Origin of the sequence: Pseudooceanicola aestuarii (genome assembly GCF_010614805.1) — a bacterium.
GTDB classification, from domain to species: domain Bacteria; phylum Pseudomonadota; class Alphaproteobacteria; order Rhodobacterales; family Rhodobacteraceae; genus Pseudooceanicola; species Pseudooceanicola aestuarii.
In genome coordinates this window covers 164,419-180,276 of record NZ_JAAFZC010000002.1, presented here as the reverse complement: position 1 = coordinate 180,276, position 15,858 = coordinate 164,419, and the positions used below count along the sequence as shown (strand labels likewise).

Here is a 15,858-nt window from a genome sequence, read left to right as displayed (position 1 = left end):
CGCATGTCCCGGACGCTGACAGGTACCGATTGCGCAGCGCCAAGGAGGACAAGACCATGCTGGTTCAGCAGATCCTGAAGATGAAGGACACCGCGGGCGTGTTTACCGTAACCCCGGACAGGTCGGTGCGGGACGTGGCGCAGGTGCTGGCCGAAAAACGGATCGGCGGCGTGGTGATCAGCAGTGACGGCGCGCGCCCCGAGGGCATCCTGTCGGAACGCGACATCGTGCGAACCCTCGCGCAGCGCGGCCCCGGTTGCCTGGACGACCAGGCGCAGGCGATGATGACCCGCGACCCGATCTGCTGCGGCATGGACGACACGGCCGACCAGGTTTTGACCCGCATGACCCAGGGCCGTTTTCGGCACATGCCCGTAGTGGTTGATGGCAATCTGGTGGGGATCGTGACCATCGGCGACGTGGTCAAGGCCCGGCTCAGCCAGTTGTCGGCGGAGCGTGACGCCCTCGAAGGGATGATCATGGGTCATTGACATCGCCATGACGCATCATTCAGTCCGGGGCAGGGCGGTCGCCTGCGGGCGCGCCCCGACAGGGGTGCCCGCGCTGTGAACGCTATCAATGATGTGCATTTGCAGAAATTTCGCCGCTGCTATTGCATTCCCCGGCGCAATATTGTTGCGTTCGGGAAATTTTCGCAGCGACAGGATCTGCCATGCGTATCGGCCTTTACCCCGGCACTTTCGACCCGATCACCCTGGGTCATATCGACATTATCCGCAGGGCCGCCGTGCTGGTGGATCGACTGGTCATCGGCGTTGCGATCAACCGTGACAAAGGTCCGCTTTTCCGTCTGGAAGAGCGCGTCGCCATGATCGAGGCGGAATGCGCCAAACTGTCCGAAGAGACCGGAACAGAGATCGTGGCGCACCCGTTCGAAAACCTGCTGATCCATTGCGCCCATGACGTCGGCGCCCAGATCATCGTGCGCGGTCTGCGTGCGGTGGCAGATTTCGAGTATGAATTCCAGATGGTTGGCATGAACCGCGCGCTGGACACCCAGATCGAGACCGTGTTCCTGATGGCCGATGCCCAGCATCAGGCGATCGCGTCCAAGCTGGTCAAGGAAATCTGCCGGCTTCAGGGGGATGTGTCGAAATTCGTCACTCCCGCGGTCAACGATAGACTTCTGGAGAAGCTCGCCTGACGTTCAGTCCTCCCTGCATCTTCTGCGACGCGGTGCGGATGTAGTCGGAGGTCAGGCGGGGTTGGGTGATGGGCAGCATATGGCCGCCATCCACCAGCTTCAGCCCCATCTGCGGATAGCGTCCGACCAGGGCGGAGCCGTGATAGGCGGCATCCAGGATCCGGTCCTGGGTGCCGAACAGAATGCGCACCGGCAGGGTCAGCCCGGCATAGCCGCGCATGATGTCGTTCATCCCTTCGTCCGCGGCCATGAGATCGCGGGAGGCGGTGAAAAAGCTGGACGGACGCAGGGACAGCAGCGCGCCGCCGTTGATCGTGTAGCTGGGGGGGATCTCCTCGGGGCCGAAGATATCCTGTTCCACCGCTTCCGGGTTGCGGATCGCGGTGGGGGTGGCCAGGGTCCAGGCGACGATACGGCGCAGCAGGTCGGACCGCATCTGAAGGCCTTCGAAGACCTCTTGGACTTCGTCCATCGGCAGGGTCAGCGGTGCCAGCAGCACCAGCCCGCGCAGGCGGTCGCTGTTTTCCACCGCCATGGCCAGCGCCACGGCGCCGCCCAGCGAATGGCCTACGATCAAGGGGGTGTCGATCTCCAGCTTGTCCATGATCTCGAACACCAGCCGGGCCTGGTCGCGGGGGCTGGCAGGGGTGTCGTCGGGGCGGTCTGAATAGCCGCAGCCGGGCCGATCGATGGCGATGACGCGGTGATCGCGGGCCAGGTCGTCGATGACGCCGCAATCGAAATGGCCCAGGTTGCCGCCCAGCCCGTGAATCAGCACCACAGCCGGACCCGAGCCGCAATCGACGTAATGCACACGGCCAGTGGAGATGGTCACGAAGGCGCCGCGCGGTGGCACCAGGCGTTCCGCCTTGCGTTTCCAGTGATAGCTGTAGCCCAGCAGCCCAAGGACTACCAGAAGGGCCAGCCCGACCAGGGGCAATAGCACGTATTCCATCGAAAGCTCGTTCCTATGCAGACCGCAGCCAAACCGCCCGGGGTCTCCTCGGGCTGCTGGGCGAACCCTTTTGTCCTACCGCCAGAAAGCGACCCATTCCAGAAGATCGGAGAACTTTTTCAAGGCAAACAGCGTTCCCGCGCTGCCCGAGAGGACAAAATCGGCGGCAAGCAGCCCGCCGACCAGGATGGCGATGGCGATGGCGATGGAATTGGTCATGTTTCCGCTCCCCGCTTGGTCCGGTCCGCGTGGTATCCTGCGGCTATGCCCCAGCCCCGCGCGCCGATCAAGGGCACTGGTGGGGACTTGTCTTCGGCCGACGAATCGTAATATTGATAGTTACATGAAAAGAGACAGCAGATTGTCCACGGTGCTGCACGGGTTGCTGCATATGGCCCAGGCCGACATGGCGATGACATCCGACGTTCTGGCGGCCTGCATGGGCACCAACCCGGTGGTCGTGCGGCGCAACATGGGCCTGTTGCGGAAGGCCGGGATCGTCAGTTCGACCAAGGGGCATTCCGGCGGCTGGCGCATCGTCGCAGACCTGGACACTATCACCCTGCGCGATCTGCATGACGCGTTGGGCGAACCGGCGGTTTTTGCCATCGGGATCCGCAATGCGCAGACCGAATGCCTGGTCGAACAGGCGGTGAATGCCGCGCTGGACGAGACGCTGACCGAGGCGGAAGCGCTACTTTTGCGTCGGTTCGAGACCATCACCCTGGGCCAGCTGGCGGAGGATTTCTCAACCCGCTTCGCGGGCCGCCACCCTCCGGGCAGGTAACGCCCGGATCTGAAAGGAAATGACATGTCCCATGACGTGATCGTCATCGGGGGCAGCTACGCCGGCATGGCAGCTGCCCTCCAGCTTCTGCGCGCCCGGCGCGACGTGCTGATCCTGGATGCCGGGCAACGGCGCAATCGCGCGGCCGGGACGGCTCATGGCTTTCTGTCGCGCGATGGCGAAGATCCCGCCGCCATCGCGGCCAGCGCCCGGGTGCAGCTCTCTGCCTATCCCACCCTGACCTGGGTCGAAGGGGCGGCAGTGCAGGTCGAGGGCACCCGAGACGATTTCACCGTCACCACGGCTGCGGGCACCGCACACCGCGGGCGCCGGGTGGTGCTGGCCCTGGGGGTATCGGATCAATTGCCGGACCTGCCGGGGCTGGCAGATCGCTGGGGCACAACCGTATTCCACTGCCCCTATTGCCACGGGTACGAGCTGGATCGCGGGCGCATCGGAGTGATCGGCACGCGCGACAGCTCGATCCATCAGGCGATGATGCTGCCGGAATGGGGGGAGGTAACCTATGTGCTGAACGGCCAGTCCGATCCCACCCCGCAGGAACAGGCGGATCTGCGGGCCCGTGGCGTCACATTGGACCGGCGCCGTATCGCGGCGGTGGAGGGCAAGGCCGATCTTCGGATGCAGGACGGCGCCTTGCTGCGTTTTGACGGATTGTTCGCCGCGCCGTTGAACGCACCGGCGACGCCGCTGGCCACCGCGATGGCACTGGACTTGGCTGAAACGCCCTTTGGCACCCAGATCGCCCGCAACGGCATGAAGGAAACGCAGACGCCCGGCGTCTTTGCCTGCGGCGACGTGGCGATGGTGCCGCATTCGGTGTCTCTGGCGGTGGGCGACGGGGCGATGGCGGGGGCGATGGTGCATCGCTCCCTCCTGTTCCCGGAGGCCTAGCCGGCGGCGCGGGCGGTACTGAGCTGCCGGGCCAGCGCGCAGAATTGCGACAGCTCCAGCGTTTCGGCCCGCGCGGTCGGATCGATATCCACGGCCCGCAGGTGATCCTCGATCCCCGGTGCCATGCCTTTCAGCGCGGCGCGCAGCATCTTGCGCCGCTGCTGAAAGGCCGTCGCCGTCAACCGTGACAGCATGGCCGGATCGGCGGGATAGCGCGGTTCGGCCAGCGCCGTCAGATGCACCACCGCCGAGGAAACCTTGGGTGCGGGGGTAAAGGCCTCAGGCGGGAGGGACAGCACGATCCGCGCATCGGCGCGCCATTGCGACAGGATGGCCAGACGGCCATAGGCCTTGGAGCCGGGCAGGGCAGTGATCCGTTCCGCGACCTCGCGCTGGAACATCAGCGTCAGGCTTTGCCAGACCGGCGGCCATTGCGGCGGGGTCAGCCAGCGCACCAGCAATTCGGTGCCCACGTTATAGGGCAGATTGGCAGCGATGCGGATCGGCGGGGTCAGGTGGGCCAACGGGTCGATCTTCAGCGCGTCGCCCTCGATCACCTCAAGACGGCCGGGATAGGCCCGCGCGATCTCTTCCAGCGCGGGCAGGCAGCGGGCGTCCTTCTCCACCGCCAGCACCCGGCGCGCGCCTTCGGCCAGCAGGCCACGGGTCAGGCCGCCGGGGCCGGGGCCGATCTCCAGCACGTCGCATTGCGACAGATCACCGGCCTGTCGCGCGATCTTGGCGGTCAGGTTCAGATCCAGCAGGAAGTTCTGGCCCAGACTTTTCCTGGCAGCCAATCCGTGGGTGGTGATGACCTCCCGCAGGGGTGGCAGCCCGTCGATGGCGGCCATGGGTCAGCCGCCGACCTCGATGATGCGCGCCTCGGCCCGCAGCTGCGCCAGGTAGGTGTCGGCATAAGAGGAGAGGTAGCCGTTCTTCAGTTGCAGCGCGATCTCGTCGGCGGGGATGTCGCCCGCGCCCTGCGGCAGACGGTTGCACAGCATCAGGAAGACCAGAGTCTCACCGCCGTTGCGGGTCAGCGCGGTGGAGACTTCGCCGGCGTCCAGCTTGGCCAGTTCCAGGCCGATGTCGGCGGGAATTTCGGCCGGCTTTGCGCTGACGCGCTCCAGCACGGTTTCCGGCTGACCCTTGGCCACGCCGTAAAGGTCGTCACAGGTGTCGATCTGCGCGTCCAGCCTGGCGGCGGCGGACAGGGCCGGGGCGCTGCGGCCGCCGGCGATATAATACATGGCGTAGTCGATCTCGTCATATGCGCGCTGCTGGGACGCGGCCTCCTGAATGGCGCGCAGTTGGAACAGCGCCAGCGCGCCTTCGACCGGGATCGGCTGCGAAACTTCGCCGACGCCCAGGCCCAGGATCACAGGCCGCAGTTGCGGCGGAAGCTGGGCAAGGGGGATCCAGTTGACCTTGCCGCCGCGCTGGCCCGTGGGGGCGGCGGAATAGCGGCGGGCATAGCTGGCGAAGGCCTCGATCGAGGATGCGCCCGAGATTTCGGCGGCCAGAGCCTGCGCCCGGTCGGCGCCCATGCTCAGCGGCACGAAAATCTCCGAGATCAGAACCCGCACGTTGCCGTCACCGGTCAGCCCGGCGCGCGCGCGGTCCACATCGGCCGGGCTGGGGGTGTAGCTGTTGCCGAACCGCGCCCGGACAAAGGCCCGCCAGGCCACGCCGGAGCGGATGAAATCGCGCAGGGTCTGTTCCTCGACACCGCCCTGGGCCAGGGCCGCGATGAACTGGTCCGGCTCCATGTCCGCGCGGCCGGCGAATTCGCGGATGCCGCCCTGGATGTCCTCTTCGGAAGGCTCGACGTCGGCGCGGGCGGCGGCGGCGATCTGGATGCGGTCGCTGATCAGCTGTTCACGGGCCAGGTCGGGAATGTTGCCGGGGGCGCGCAGCAGGGTCAGGAACCGGATCCGCTGATCCAGTTCATAGCCGGTGATGACGCTGTCGTTGACCTTGATCACCGGGCCGAACATGCCCTGTGCCAGGGTCTGTGGTGCCGTCATCAGCAGGGCCAGCGCCATCAGCGGAAGGATCGCGAGGCGGTGGAGAATCGAATTGTGCGCGGTTCTGGTCATCTTGGCCTGTCTCAGTTCCTGCATGTCCGGGCGATTTTGCTGTCTGCGGTCTGGGCGGAGAAGCCGCGCAAACCGACGAGAAAGGCAAAATCCGTTGATGGCGTCACGATAGTGGAAGAGGTGAAGTTGCGCGAGAGCGAAAGCGACACGTCGAGGCATTCGTTCTGGTAGGCGAGGCCCAGCCCGGCCGATACCGCGTCGTTGGAGGCGACGTCATAGCGGAAATTCACGCTGCCCGACCAATGGCGGACAATCGGAAAGCTGCCGTCCAGCGTCCATTCCGACACCACCGCGGCGCGGTCTTCATCCGCATCGGCATCCAGCCAGACATAGGAGGCGCCAAAGGCGGCGTTGCGCCAGTTGAAATTGGCGCGGGCCTCGGCCTTTGTGGCCTCCATCCGGTTGTCGAACAGGCCCCGCGCGGTCAGCACAAGCCCCTGCGCGGTGCGCAGCTGCCCGGCGATCAACAGGTCCGATGTCGTGCCCCGCAGCCCGGAGGAGACGGTGAAATCGTCATCCGCATCGTCGCGCAGCACGGTGCCCAGCACCAGCCGGCTGGACCAGCCTTCGGGATCGAACCGTGACCAGGACAGACCGAAGGCGCCGCGCAACCCGCGTTCCACCCGGTCATCGGCGGTAAAGCGCGACAGCGACAGCAGGTTGCCCTCGTCGAAATCGATGCGGGTGCTTTCGTCATTGGCCACATCCAGATCATCGCCGCCGGTCCAGGCGACCTGGGCCACCGGTTCGATCACGTGGCGCGCCCCGGCGCCCGCGCGCACCCAGGGCCAACGCAGGGTGACGGCAGCGGTGGGGCTGATCCCGGCCTCCGATACCGGCAGCGCCAGATCCTGCGCGGTGCGAAAGGCCGTGGCCTCCACCCCGGTGAACAGCTCGGCCCGCAGGCCGGCGGGCAGGGTAAAGCTGCGGCGCCAGTCGGCGTTGAAGGTCAGCCGGGTGACATCCCGCCCGTCGGTGACGCTGTCGCTGTCGGTGCTGTCATAGGCCAGATCGGAATAGCGGTAGTGGCTGTGCACATCCGCGCCCAGCCTGACTTCGCCGCCCAGCTTTGCCGGAAAAAACCGCCGTTCGTAGTCGAAATCCCCGATCAGGGAGGGGATGGTGGCGTTGTCCTCGGTGGTGCGCAGGGTGTGGAAATAGGTGACGCTGCCGGCGATGTATTCGTCCCGCGCGACCCGGAAGACGCGGGCCTCGCTGTCCAGCCGGTCCTTGTCGGAATAGCCGTAATTGGACAGGTAGGCATCGTCGCCCACCAGTTCGACATCGAAAGCCAGGATGAAGTCGCGGGGCAGGGCAAAGCGGCCGACCGCCTCAAGGTATCCACGCGGATCGCCGGGGCGCAGCGTATCACTGGAGACGGCACCGGCAATCGCCAGGCGCCCGGTGGCAAAGGCGTGCCGGTACGTGAATTCCAGTGTCTTGGTGTTCTGCGCCACATAGGGCGTCAGGGTCAGGTCGCGCTGTGGGTCGATGGCGATGAAATAGGGCAGTTTCACCCCGGTCCCGAGCAGCGAGTTCCGCTTGATCGCCGGCATCAGGAAACCGGTGGCGCGGTCCTGGCTGGGATCGGGCATCCGCAGGCGCGGAAGATAGAGGATCGGCAGGCCCATGACCTCGAACCGGGCGTCGTCCAGGTATAGCTGGCGGGCCTCCTCGTCATGGACGATGCGGCGGGCGCGGAACTGCCATAGCGGCGGGCCATTGCCGCAGACCTTGCAGCTGGAAACGGTGGCCTTGTAGAATTGCGAGGTGTCGCCGTTGACGCGGTTCAGCTGGTAGGCGGCCAGTTGCAACTGCTGGTTCAGCACGGCGCGGGCACCGATCAGCAGGCCGTTGCGCAGCTCGGCGTCGATCTCGCCGCTGTCGGCCAGGATCACCTGGTCCGGGCCTTCGATCAGGGTGATCGGCCCCTCGATGGTCAGCAGGTCGCGGTTCTGGTCGTAGATGATGCGCGTGGCGGTCAGACGGGTGCCGTCCTGAAGCGCCTCCACCGCGCCTTCGGCCACGACGCGGTCGCGCCCTTCCAGGAACACGCGATCGGCGATCAGCATCGCGGGCACCGTTTCGGCACCGGAGGCGGCCTGCTGCGCCCGGGCCAGGCCGGGCAGCAGCGCCGCGAGAATCACCAGAAGAAGACCGCGCATCACCCGTCCTCCATATGCAAAACCAGCCCCAGGGCCAGCAAAAACGAGGCGCCGGGCGGGGCCCAGGCGGCCAGCATGATGGGGATCTGGCCGTTCTCCCCCAGGATCTGCGCGAAATTGCGGATATAATAGAGCGTAAAGCCCAGAAGCACCGCAGCCAAGACCGAAATCCCGGTCTTGCCGAACCGGACATGGCGCATGGTGAAGGCGGCAGAGATCAGCATCACCGCCATCAGGAACAGCGGCCGGGCCAGTTCCATGTTCAGCCAGACGATATGGCGGCGCGCGGAAAAGCCCGATTGCTCCAGCTGGGCGATATAGGCCGGCAATTGCCAGATCGGGATTACCGAAGGGGCGCCGAAACTGTCGCGAATTCGCTCCTGCGTCAGGGAAGAGGGCAGGGAGAACGTGTCATGCCGTTCCGCGTCGGCCTCCGGGTTCAGCCCCTGCGCCAGCGGCCACAATTTGACCCCCGTCAGATCCCAGGCGCCGTCGGTCAGCCGGGCGCGCCGGGCCTCGATCCGGCGGATCGGGCCGGGCTGTTCCGGGCCGTAGGTCAGCATGGTAACGTCATAGAGTTCGGTCCCGGTGGCATTGGCACGGGCGGCGCGGATCACGGTCTGGCCGTTCTCGTCGCCCTGCCGCAGCCACAGCCCTTCGGCGGAGACGGAGAACGTGTCGCTCCCGCCGGAGCGGTATTGCTCAAGCAGGGTGTCAAAGCGTTTCGACGTCGCGGCCACCAGCGGGTTCATAACCGCCACGGCGGCGACGCCGATCAGACCCGCCACCACCAGCGGCGACAGCAATTGCCGCAACGCCGACCGCCCGGAGGCCCGCACCACCACCAGTTCCGACGACCGCGCCAGCGCCAGGAACAGCCAGACAGTGGCCAGGATCATGATCAGCGGCAGGATGTCGTAGATCCCCTTCGGCACATTCAGGGCCGTCAACTCGATGATCTGGCCCAGCCGCACGTCGGACGACGCCAGCCGCCGCATCTGCTCCACCAGGTCGATGGTGGCGGTGAGAAGGGCAAAGACCAGCGCCAGCGACAGGAAGGCGCGCAGGAAGCGGCGCGCGAAATAGAGGTTCAGGATCATGCCGGCGCCTCCGCAGCCGGATCGGGCGCGCCGCCGCGGCGCACCCGCCGGGGCCGGCCCGCGATCCACAGCAGCAGCGCCGTGATCGCCATGCCGACCAGCGTCGGCACGTAGATCAGCGGCCACATCGCCGCGTTCTGGCGCACCGGGTCGGTCACGATGCCCTCGACGAACTTGATCACTACCAGGATCAGCACCGCCATGATGATCTGCCGCCAGACCCCGAAGCGCGAGAATCCGCCGACGATGAGCGCGGCAAAGCCGACCAGTGCCGCCACGAGGCACAGCAGCGCCTGCTGGAACCGGCCATGCGCCTCCTGCGCGATCAGCCCGCGCGAGCTTCCGGTCAGATCCTGCGCCCGCTGCGGATTGAACAGCAACATCCGTGTCGACAGGTTGCGCACCGCCTCCGCGCCCATCGAATCGCGCCGTACCATGGCCGTGATGTCATAGGAGAATTCCGCGAAATGCGTGGTAAACAATCGCTCGGTCGTGGCATCCAGAGTCTGCGCCAGCCCGTCCAGCATCACCAGCTTGATCTGGCCCTGGGCCTCGCCGCCTGCCACGTCATCGGAATCGTCCTCCGCCGCGACGATATAGGCGCGGGTGGCGGTATAGCTGCGCGGTTCCGCCGGATCGCGCCGGTCGGACAGGAAGATGTCCAGCAGCGCGCCATCGGCGGTGATCTCGCGGATGAAGAACGTCACCCCGTCGGAAGGGTGCAGAAAACTGCCCTCCGTCAGCAGGCGGGCGGTCAGGTTGTTGGCGATCTCTCGGTTGCGCAGGGTCATCTGGGCCTGGGCCTGCGGCGCCAGGTAATGGGTCATCAGCGACATGACCGCGCCGATGATCAACCCGAAATACAGCACCGGCCGCGCCAGCCGCCACGGGGAAAACCCGGTGGCCTGCATCACCACCAGTTCACTTTCGCTGGACAGGCGGTTGGTGACGTAGACAGCAGCGGCAAAGGCCGACATCGGTAGCGTGATGCGGATCACGTTCGGCAGGGTCAGGGCGGAGAATTCCAGGAACACCGCCGCAGTCTGGCCGTCGGCGATCAGCCGGTCGAACAGGCGCACCGCATTGTTGATCCAGTAGATCGCCACCAGGACCAGGGCAAAGAACCCGAACAGGATCAGAAGCTGCGACAGCAGATATCTGTCGAATCGCGCCACATGTCCCCCTGTCGCCGTGCCGGTCGTTACATCATATAGCCCGTCAGCCGGGGCTGGGCGCAAGTTAGCGGATTAACCCGGTCGGGAAAACTGCAATCTGGTCAAATCCCGGCGGCAGGGGTAGCCTCCGCCGCGCCCGCCCGGCCATGTGCCCCTGCACGGGCCCGCCGGACCCCGGCGCCGGGACGGTGCAGGACCACCCACCCGGCCTGGTGCCCAACCATCCGGTCAACCGAAGGAGCGACCCGAGTGACAGACCCCCTCCGCATTTCCGCCCAGGACCACGATCTGGACAGCCTGAGCACGGCCACCGGCCGGATCGCCGTGGTGCTGGACCCGACCGCCGCGCTGCCCGCCCATGCCCGCCGCCTGAACCGCACCATGCGCGGCGCATTGAAACGGCTGCTGGACAGCGACGGCTTTGCCGAGCGCAAGGCAGGCGAGCTGGTCAGCCTGGCCTGGCCTGCCGGGCTGGAAGCGGAGGCGGTCGATGTGCTGTGCCTGCCGCGCCGTGCCGCCGCCGCAGAGGCGCGAAAGGCCGGGGCCGCTTTGGCCAAACAGGCCGGCAAGGGCGGGCTGACCATCGTCACCGGCCCGCTGAAGAACCTGTCCGACATGGCCCTTGGCCTGATGATGCGCGCCTATGAATACGACGCCCAGCGGACCGAGAAATCCGACCCGCGCGGTGATGTCGTGCTGATGTGTCCCAATGCCGAAACCGTGACTTCCGCGCTGGACACCGCCCGCGCCGTGGCGCAGGGCACGTTCTTCACCCGCGATCTGGTCAACGCGCCGGCCAATGTGCTGACCACTTCGGAATTCGCCGCCCAGCTGACCGCCCTCGCCGATCTGGGTGTCGAGGTCGAGGTGCTGGAGGAGGACCGGCTGGAAGAACTGGGCATGGGCTGCCTGCTTGCCGTGGGCCAGGGATCGGCCAGCCCGTCCAAGGTGGTGGTCATGCAGTGGAAGAACGGCGCCGATGACGAAGCCCCGCTGGCGCTGATCGGCAAGGGCGTTGTCTTCGACACCGGCGGGATCAGCCTGAAACCCGCAGGTGGCATGGAAGACATGACCATGGACATGGGGGGCGCGGGCGTCGTGTCGGGCGTGATGAAGACCCTGGCCCTGCGCAAGGCCAAGGCCAATGTCGTGGGCCTGGTCGGGCTGGTCGAGAACATGCCCTCCAGCACCGCGATGCGGCCCGGCGATGTCGTGACCTCCATGAAGGGCGATACGGTGGAGGTGATCAACACCGATGCGGAGGGGCGCCTGGTCCTGTGTGACGTGATGTGGTACGCGCAGGATCGGTTTGCCCCGCGCGGCATGATCGATCTTGCCACCCTGACCGGCGCGATCATCATCGGGCTTGGCCACGAGAATGCCGGTGTCTTTTCCAACGACGACACGCTGTGCAACGCCTTCCTCAAGGCGGCGGAGGCCGAGGGCGAAGGCGCCTGGCGGATGCCGTTGGGCCAGGCCTATGACGACCAGTTGAAAAGCCGCATCGCCGACATGAAGAACGTGGGCGGCCGCCCGGCCGGGTCGATCACGGCGGCGCAATACCTCAAACGGTTCGTGAAGGAGGAGACGCCCTGGATCCACCTCGACATCGCCGGGGTGGCCAGTGTGAAATCCGACACGATGCTGGCGCCCAAAGGCGCGACCGGCTGGGGCGTGATGGCGCTGGACCGGCTGGTTCGCGACAGCTTCGAGACGGAGTGAGGCCAGGACCGGGGGGGCATCGCGCCCCCCCCGGCCGCAAGACATGCCGCGGATCGGATCGCGGACCAACTGGAGGCGTGCGGCGTGGCCGAAGTCTATTTTTACCACCTGACCCGATCGGCGGCAGAGGCTGCGCTGGCGCAATTGCTGCGCCGGTCGCTTCAAGCCGGGTGGCGGGTGGCGGTGCGGGGCCGCGATGCGGCGCGGATGGACTGGCTGGACGAGCGGCTGTGGCTGGGCGCCGAGGAAGATTTCCTGCCCCATGGTCGTGCCGGTCAACCCCATGCCGCGCGCCAGCCCGTGCTGCTGACCACGGCCATGGCGGCGGAGAATTCCCCCGATTGCCTGATGTGTCTGGACGGGGCGGAGCTGGACCCGGCCGAGATCGGCGGGCTGAAACGGGCCTGCGTGATCTTTGACGGCAATGATCAGGACGCCCTGAATCTGGCACGCGGGCAGTGGAAGGCCCTGACCGGTGCGGGCTGCGGCGCGCAATACTGGTCGGAGGAAAGTGGCCGCTGGGAGAAGAAGGCGGAACGCCCGGCCGGGTAAATCGCGGCAACGCCGACACGGCACGGCACGGCGCGGGGGCGCCGGGGCGGCGGTTCGGGCCTGACAGGGGATGGCGCTGCGCGCCATGCCTCCGGCGGCGGTATTTGACGCCCGAAGGGGGCGGCGGCGCGCGGCTTTGGCACGGTGTCAGCGGGCAAATCGCGCGGCGCTGCCACCGCGGCAGGCAGTGCGCCGCCGCAGTGCCGCGACAGCGGGGGCCGGGCGCGCAAAGCGATTGCAACAGCGCCGGACCTCTGCCATGCAGGAAGGCCAGACAGCGGGCCAGAACGGGACACCAGGTCATGAAGGTCATCATCTGCGGCGCCGGCCAGGTCGGCTGGCAGATCGCGCGGCACCTCTCCGGCGAGAACAACGACGTCACCGTCGTCGACAACAACCCCGATCTCGTGAGGCGCGCCACCGATACGCTGGACGTGCAGGGGATCTCGGGCTTTGCCTCCTATCCCGACATCCTGGACCGGGCGGGCGCGCGGGATGCGGACATGATCATCGCCGCGACCTTCTCGGACGAGGTGAACATGGTCACCTGCCAGGTGGCGCATTCCGTCTTTGCCGTCCCGCGCAAGATCGCCCGGCTGCGCGCCCGCAGCTATCTGGAGGCGATCTATTCCGACCTCTACCGCCGCGACCACATGCCGATCGATGTCGTGATCTCTCCCGAGCGGGAAGTGGCAGAGGCCGCGCTGCGCCGGTTGTCGGCGCCTGCCGCCTTTGACGTGGAAAGCTTCATGGGTGGGCAGGTACAGCTGCTAGGTCTGCATATCGGCGAGGATTGTCCGGTAGTGAACACGCCGCTGCGCCAGTTGACCGATCTGTTTTCCACCCTGCGCACCATCGTGGTGGGCGTGCGTCGTGACAGCCGGTTGTTCGCGCCCGAGGCAGGCGATCAGATCTTTCCCGGCGATGATGTCTACCTGACCGTGGTGGAGGAGGACGTTCCCCGCACGCTGGAAGTCTTTGGCAAATCCGCGCGGGAGCAGGAGCGCGTCGTCGTTGTCGGCGGCGGCAATGTCGGCCTGTCGGTCGCCAAATCGCTGGAGGGCCGCGCGCGCCGGGTGCGCGCCAAGATGATCGAGAAATCGCGCGCCATCGCGGAGAAGGCGGCGGAAACACTGGAGCGGACCATTGTCCTGCATGGCGACGGGCTGGACAGCACCCTGCTGAGCGAGGCCGGGATCGCGCGGGCCGATGCGATCCTGTGCGTGACCGATGACGACAAGACCAACATGCTGTCCGCGGTGCGCGCCAAGTCGCAGGGCTGTCCCATGGCCATCGCGCTGATCAATGATCCCACGTTGGTGCCGCTGCTGGGACCGCTGGGCATCGACGCCTATATCAACCCGCGCGCCACGACCGTCTCGTCGATCCTGCGACATATCCGTCATGGCCGGGTGCATGGCGTCTATTCCATCGGTGACGCCGAGGCGGAGGTGATCGAGGCGGAAGTGCTGTCGACGTCGCCGCTGGCGGGCAGCGCGATCCGCGACATCGCCTTTCCCGAAGGGGTTCTGGTGGGCGCGGTCCAGAAAAAGGACACGGTTGTCAAACCCACCGCCGGCACCGTGATCGAGGAGGGCGATACCGTGGTCCTGTTCGCCCTGGCCGCTGATGTGCCGGAGGTCGAGCGGATGCTTCAGGTCTCCATCGACTTCTTCTGACGTCATGCAGCACCCCCGCGCCGAAGGCCAACCGCTGTTCCTGATCCTGCTGGGCGGGTTGTCGCTGTCCATGCTGCTGCCCGCGCTGGTCGGTCTGGCGCGAGAGGATTTCGTGTCCGCGCGGGCGTTTTTCTATACCGCCATTCTGGGCGCGGCGCTGGCCGGGGTGGTCGCCCTGGCGCGGGGCCGGCACCGGGTGGTGCGTCATGGCCGGGCGGATCTGAACGGGCTGCTGTCGCTGTTGGCGGCCTTTGTCGTGCTGCCCGCCGGGCTGGCCATCCCGGTCTGGGAGATCCTGCCCGCGCTGCCGTTCCTCGACGCCTATGCCGAAATGGTCTCGGCCTTCACGACAACCGGCATGGTGTTCCTGCCCAAGGATCCGCAGACGCCCATGGCGCTGGATCTGTGGCGGGCGCAGGTGGGGTGGATGGGTGGTTTCGTGATCTGGGTTTCGGCCGCCGCGGTGATGGCTCCGCTGTCGCTGGGCGGGTTCGAGGTGACCAGCGTCGCCGCCCAGATGAGCGGCGATCCGGCGGTGCAGCGGTTCCAGCGTGCCGCGCTCTATCGGCGGGTCCTGCTGGGGGCGCGGACGCTGGGGCCGATCTACGGCGGGCTGACCGCGCTGTTGTGGCTGGCCCTGATCCTGCTGGGCGACCGGCCGCTGGTCGCGGTCAGCCACGCCATGTCGGTCATGTCCACCAGCGGTATCACGCCGCTGGGGGCGCCGCCACCGGGTGCGGCAGCGGGATCGGGGGTGCCGGGGGAAATGGCCATGGCGCTGTTCCTGGTCTTTGCCATCAGCCGCCTGGCCTTTACCAGCGATACGGACGGGTCACGCACCGGGTTGCTGCGCGATCCGGAATTCCGCATGGGCATGATGATCGTGCTGGCCGTGCCGCTGGCGCTGTTCCTGCGCCATTGGCTGGCCGTCATCGAAGGCGCCGGAGACCAGAGCATCCTGCACATGCTGCGCGCGCTGTGGGCGGCGCTGTTCACCGCGCTGTCGTTCCTGACCACCTTCGGATTCGAGGCGCAGGATTGGGGCGCCATGCGCAGCTGGTCCGGGCTGGAGACGCCCGGCCTGATCCTGATGGGGCTGGCGATGACGGGGGGCGGCGTGGCCACCACCGCCGGCGGGGTGAAGCTGTTGCGCGTCTATGCGCTCTACCTCAACGGGATGCGGGAGATGGAGCGGCTGGTCTATCCGCATTCCGTCTCTGGCCGGGCGGTCAGCCGGGGACGCATCCGGCGGCGCGGGGCCTTTCCGGCCTGGATTTCCTTCATGCTGTTTGCCATGACACTGGCCCTCGGCACGGCGGTCTTTGCCCTGCTGGGCAGTGATTTCGAACAGGCCACCGTGCTGTCCGTGGCGGGATTGTCGAACACCGGGGCGCTGTTGGCCTCTGGCGCGGCGGAGGCGATTCATGCCGATGCGCTGCCCGCCGGGGCCAAGGCCGTGGCCTGTGCGGTGATGGTGCTGGGCCGGCTGGAACTGCTCGCCATCATTGCCCTGTTCAATCCGAACTTGTGGCGTGACTGACGCA

General features: G+C 66.8%; 15 protein-coding genes. 8 read left to right on the top strand and 7 right to left on the bottom strand.

Annotation, left to right across the window (positions count from 1 at the left end; all coding sequences use genetic code 11):
* Positions 1-56: 56 nt before the first annotated feature.
* A complete protein-coding gene (locus tag G5A46_RS13905; RefSeq protein WP_163850277.1) occupies positions 57-491 on the top strand; it encodes a CBS domain-containing protein in 435 nt (144 codons plus the stop codon).
* Between the two features lie 182 nt (positions 492-673).
* Complete coding sequence (gene coaD, locus G5A46_RS13900) at positions 674-1,165, top strand: pantetheine-phosphate adenylyltransferase (protein ID WP_163850275.1); 492 nt, start codon at positions 674-676, stop codon at positions 1,163-1,165.
* Here the strand turns inward: coaD and G5A46_RS13895 are convergent.
* Positions 1,134-2,120: an alpha/beta fold hydrolase gene (locus G5A46_RS13895; protein WP_163850273.1), complete on the bottom strand. Its 987-nt coding sequence runs from the start codon at positions 2,118-2,120 to the stop codon at positions 1,134-1,136. The genes coaD and G5A46_RS13895 overlap by 32 nt on opposite strands.
* Positions 2,121-2,195: 75 nt before the next feature.
* Positions 2,196-2,339 carry a hypothetical protein gene (locus tag G5A46_RS19655; protein ID WP_204318759.1) on the bottom strand — a complete coding sequence of 48 codons (144 nt, stop codon included), beginning with the start codon at positions 2,337-2,339 and terminating at the stop codon, positions 2,196-2,198.
* A gap of 124 nt (positions 2,340-2,463) precedes the next feature.
* On the opposite strand from G5A46_RS19655, the gene G5A46_RS13890 reads away from it, so the two are divergent.
* Together G5A46_RS13890 and G5A46_RS13885 are read left to right on the top strand one after the other, a co-directional pair.
* Positions 2,464-2,907 (top strand): RrF2 family transcriptional regulator, encoded by a 444-nt coding sequence (locus G5A46_RS13890; RefSeq protein ID WP_163850271.1) that lies wholly within the window; start codon positions 2,464-2,466, stop codon positions 2,905-2,907.
* A gap of 24 nt (positions 2,908-2,931) precedes the next feature.
* Complete coding sequence (locus G5A46_RS13885) at positions 2,932-3,822, top strand: NAD(P)/FAD-dependent oxidoreductase (protein WP_163850269.1); 891 nt, start codon at positions 2,932-2,934, stop codon at positions 3,820-3,822.
* On the opposite strand, the gene rsmA is transcribed toward G5A46_RS13885, so the two are convergent.
* From rsmA to lptF, 5 genes are read right to left on the bottom strand one after another with little or no spacing between them, the layout of a single operon-like run.
* The gene (gene rsmA / locus G5A46_RS13880; RefSeq protein ID WP_163850267.1) at positions 3,819-4,673 is read right to left on the bottom strand and encodes a 16S rRNA (adenine(1518)-N(6)/adenine(1519)-N(6))-dimethyltransferase RsmA; all 855 of its coding nucleotides are present in this window, start codon (positions 4,671-4,673) and stop codon (positions 3,819-3,821) included. The two genes, G5A46_RS13885 and rsmA, sit on opposite strands and share 4 nt — an antisense overlap.
* A 3-nt stretch (positions 4,674-4,676) precedes the next feature.
* A complete protein-coding gene (locus G5A46_RS13875; RefSeq protein ID WP_163850265.1) occupies positions 4,677-5,921 on the bottom strand; it encodes a peptidylprolyl isomerase in 1,245 nt (414 codons plus the stop codon).
* Positions 5,922-5,932: 11 nt separating this feature from the next.
* The gene (locus tag G5A46_RS13870) at positions 5,933-8,086 is read right to left on the bottom strand and encodes an LPS-assembly protein LptD (protein WP_163850263.1); all 2,154 of its coding nucleotides are present in this window, start codon (positions 8,084-8,086) and stop codon (positions 5,933-5,935) included.
* Positions 8,086-9,186 carry an LPS export ABC transporter permease LptG gene (lptG, locus tag G5A46_RS13865; RefSeq protein WP_163850260.1) on the bottom strand — a complete coding sequence of 367 codons (1,101 nt, stop codon included), beginning with the start codon at positions 9,184-9,186 and terminating at the stop codon, positions 8,086-8,088. The genes G5A46_RS13870 and lptG overlap by 1 nt, the downstream gene beginning before the upstream one ends.
* On the bottom strand, positions 9,183-10,361 hold the full coding sequence (gene lptF / locus G5A46_RS13860) for an LPS export ABC transporter permease LptF (RefSeq protein ID WP_163850258.1): 1,179 nt from the start codon (positions 10,359-10,361) through the stop codon (positions 9,183-9,185). The genes lptG and lptF overlap by 4 nt, the downstream gene beginning before the upstream one ends.
* Before the next feature lie 249 nt (positions 10,362-10,610).
* On the opposite strand from lptF, the gene G5A46_RS13855 reads away from it, so the two are divergent.
* From G5A46_RS13855 to G5A46_RS13840, 4 genes are all read left to right on the top strand, one after another.
* On the top strand, positions 10,611-12,083 hold the full coding sequence (locus tag G5A46_RS13855) for a leucyl aminopeptidase (RefSeq protein WP_163850256.1): 1,473 nt from the start codon (positions 10,611-10,613) through the stop codon (positions 12,081-12,083).
* Positions 12,084-12,167: 84 nt separating this feature from the next.
* Positions 12,168-12,635, top strand: coding sequence for a DNA polymerase III subunit chi (locus tag G5A46_RS13850; RefSeq protein ID WP_163850254.1), 468 nt, complete (start codon positions 12,168-12,170; stop codon positions 12,633-12,635).
* 302 nt (positions 12,636-12,937) lie between these two features.
* Positions 12,938-14,314, top strand: coding sequence for a Trk system potassium transporter TrkA (gene trkA, locus G5A46_RS13845; RefSeq protein WP_163850252.1), 1,377 nt, complete (start codon positions 12,938-12,940; stop codon positions 14,312-14,314).
* A gap of 4 nt (positions 14,315-14,318) precedes the next feature.
* Entirely contained in the window at positions 14,319-15,854 is a 1,536-nt protein-coding gene (locus tag G5A46_RS13840; protein ID WP_239520920.1) for a potassium transporter TrkG, read from the top strand.
* Positions 15,855-15,858: the final 4 nt, after the last annotated feature.

Excerpts from the sequence above, each read along its gene's own strand:
- G5A46_RS13840 (WP_239520920.1), top strand. The coding sequence starts at position 14,319 with ATGCAGCACCCCCGCGCCGAAGGCCAACCGCTGTTCCTGATCCTGCTG.
- G5A46_RS13875 (WP_163850265.1), bottom strand. The coding sequence starts at position 5,921 with ATGACCAGAACCGCGCACAATTCGATTCTCCACCGCCTCGCGATCCTT.
- G5A46_RS19655 (WP_204318759.1), bottom strand. The coding sequence starts at position 2,339 with ATGACCAATTCCATCGCCATCGCCATCGCCATCCTGGTCGGCGGGCTG.
- coaD (WP_163850275.1), top strand. The coding sequence starts at position 674 with ATGCGTATCGGCCTTTACCCCGGCACTTTCGACCCGATCACCCTGGGT.
- G5A46_RS13905 (WP_163850277.1), top strand. The coding sequence starts at position 57 with ATGCTGGTTCAGCAGATCCTGAAGATGAAGGACACCGCGGGCGTGTTT.
- lptG (WP_163850260.1), bottom strand. The coding sequence starts at position 9,186 with ATGATCCTGAACCTCTATTTCGCGCGCCGCTTCCTGCGCGCCTTCCTG.
- G5A46_RS13885 (WP_163850269.1), top strand. The coding sequence starts at position 2,932 with ATGTCCCATGACGTGATCGTCATCGGGGGCAGCTACGCCGGCATGGCA.
- G5A46_RS13870 (WP_163850263.1), bottom strand. The coding sequence starts at position 8,086 with ATGCGCGGTCTTCTTCTGGTGATTCTCGCGGCGCTGCTGCCCGGCCTG.
- G5A46_RS13895 (WP_163850273.1), bottom strand. The coding sequence starts at position 2,120 with ATGGAATACGTGCTATTGCCCCTGGTCGGGCTGGCCCTTCTGGTAGTC.
- rsmA (WP_163850267.1), bottom strand. The coding sequence starts at position 4,673 with ATGGCCGCCATCGACGGGCTGCCACCCCTGCGGGAGGTCATCACCACC.
- trkA (WP_163850252.1), top strand. The coding sequence starts at position 12,938 with ATGAAGGTCATCATCTGCGGCGCCGGCCAGGTCGGCTGGCAGATCGCG.
- G5A46_RS13890 (WP_163850271.1), top strand. The coding sequence starts at position 2,464 with ATGAAAAGAGACAGCAGATTGTCCACGGTGCTGCACGGGTTGCTGCAT.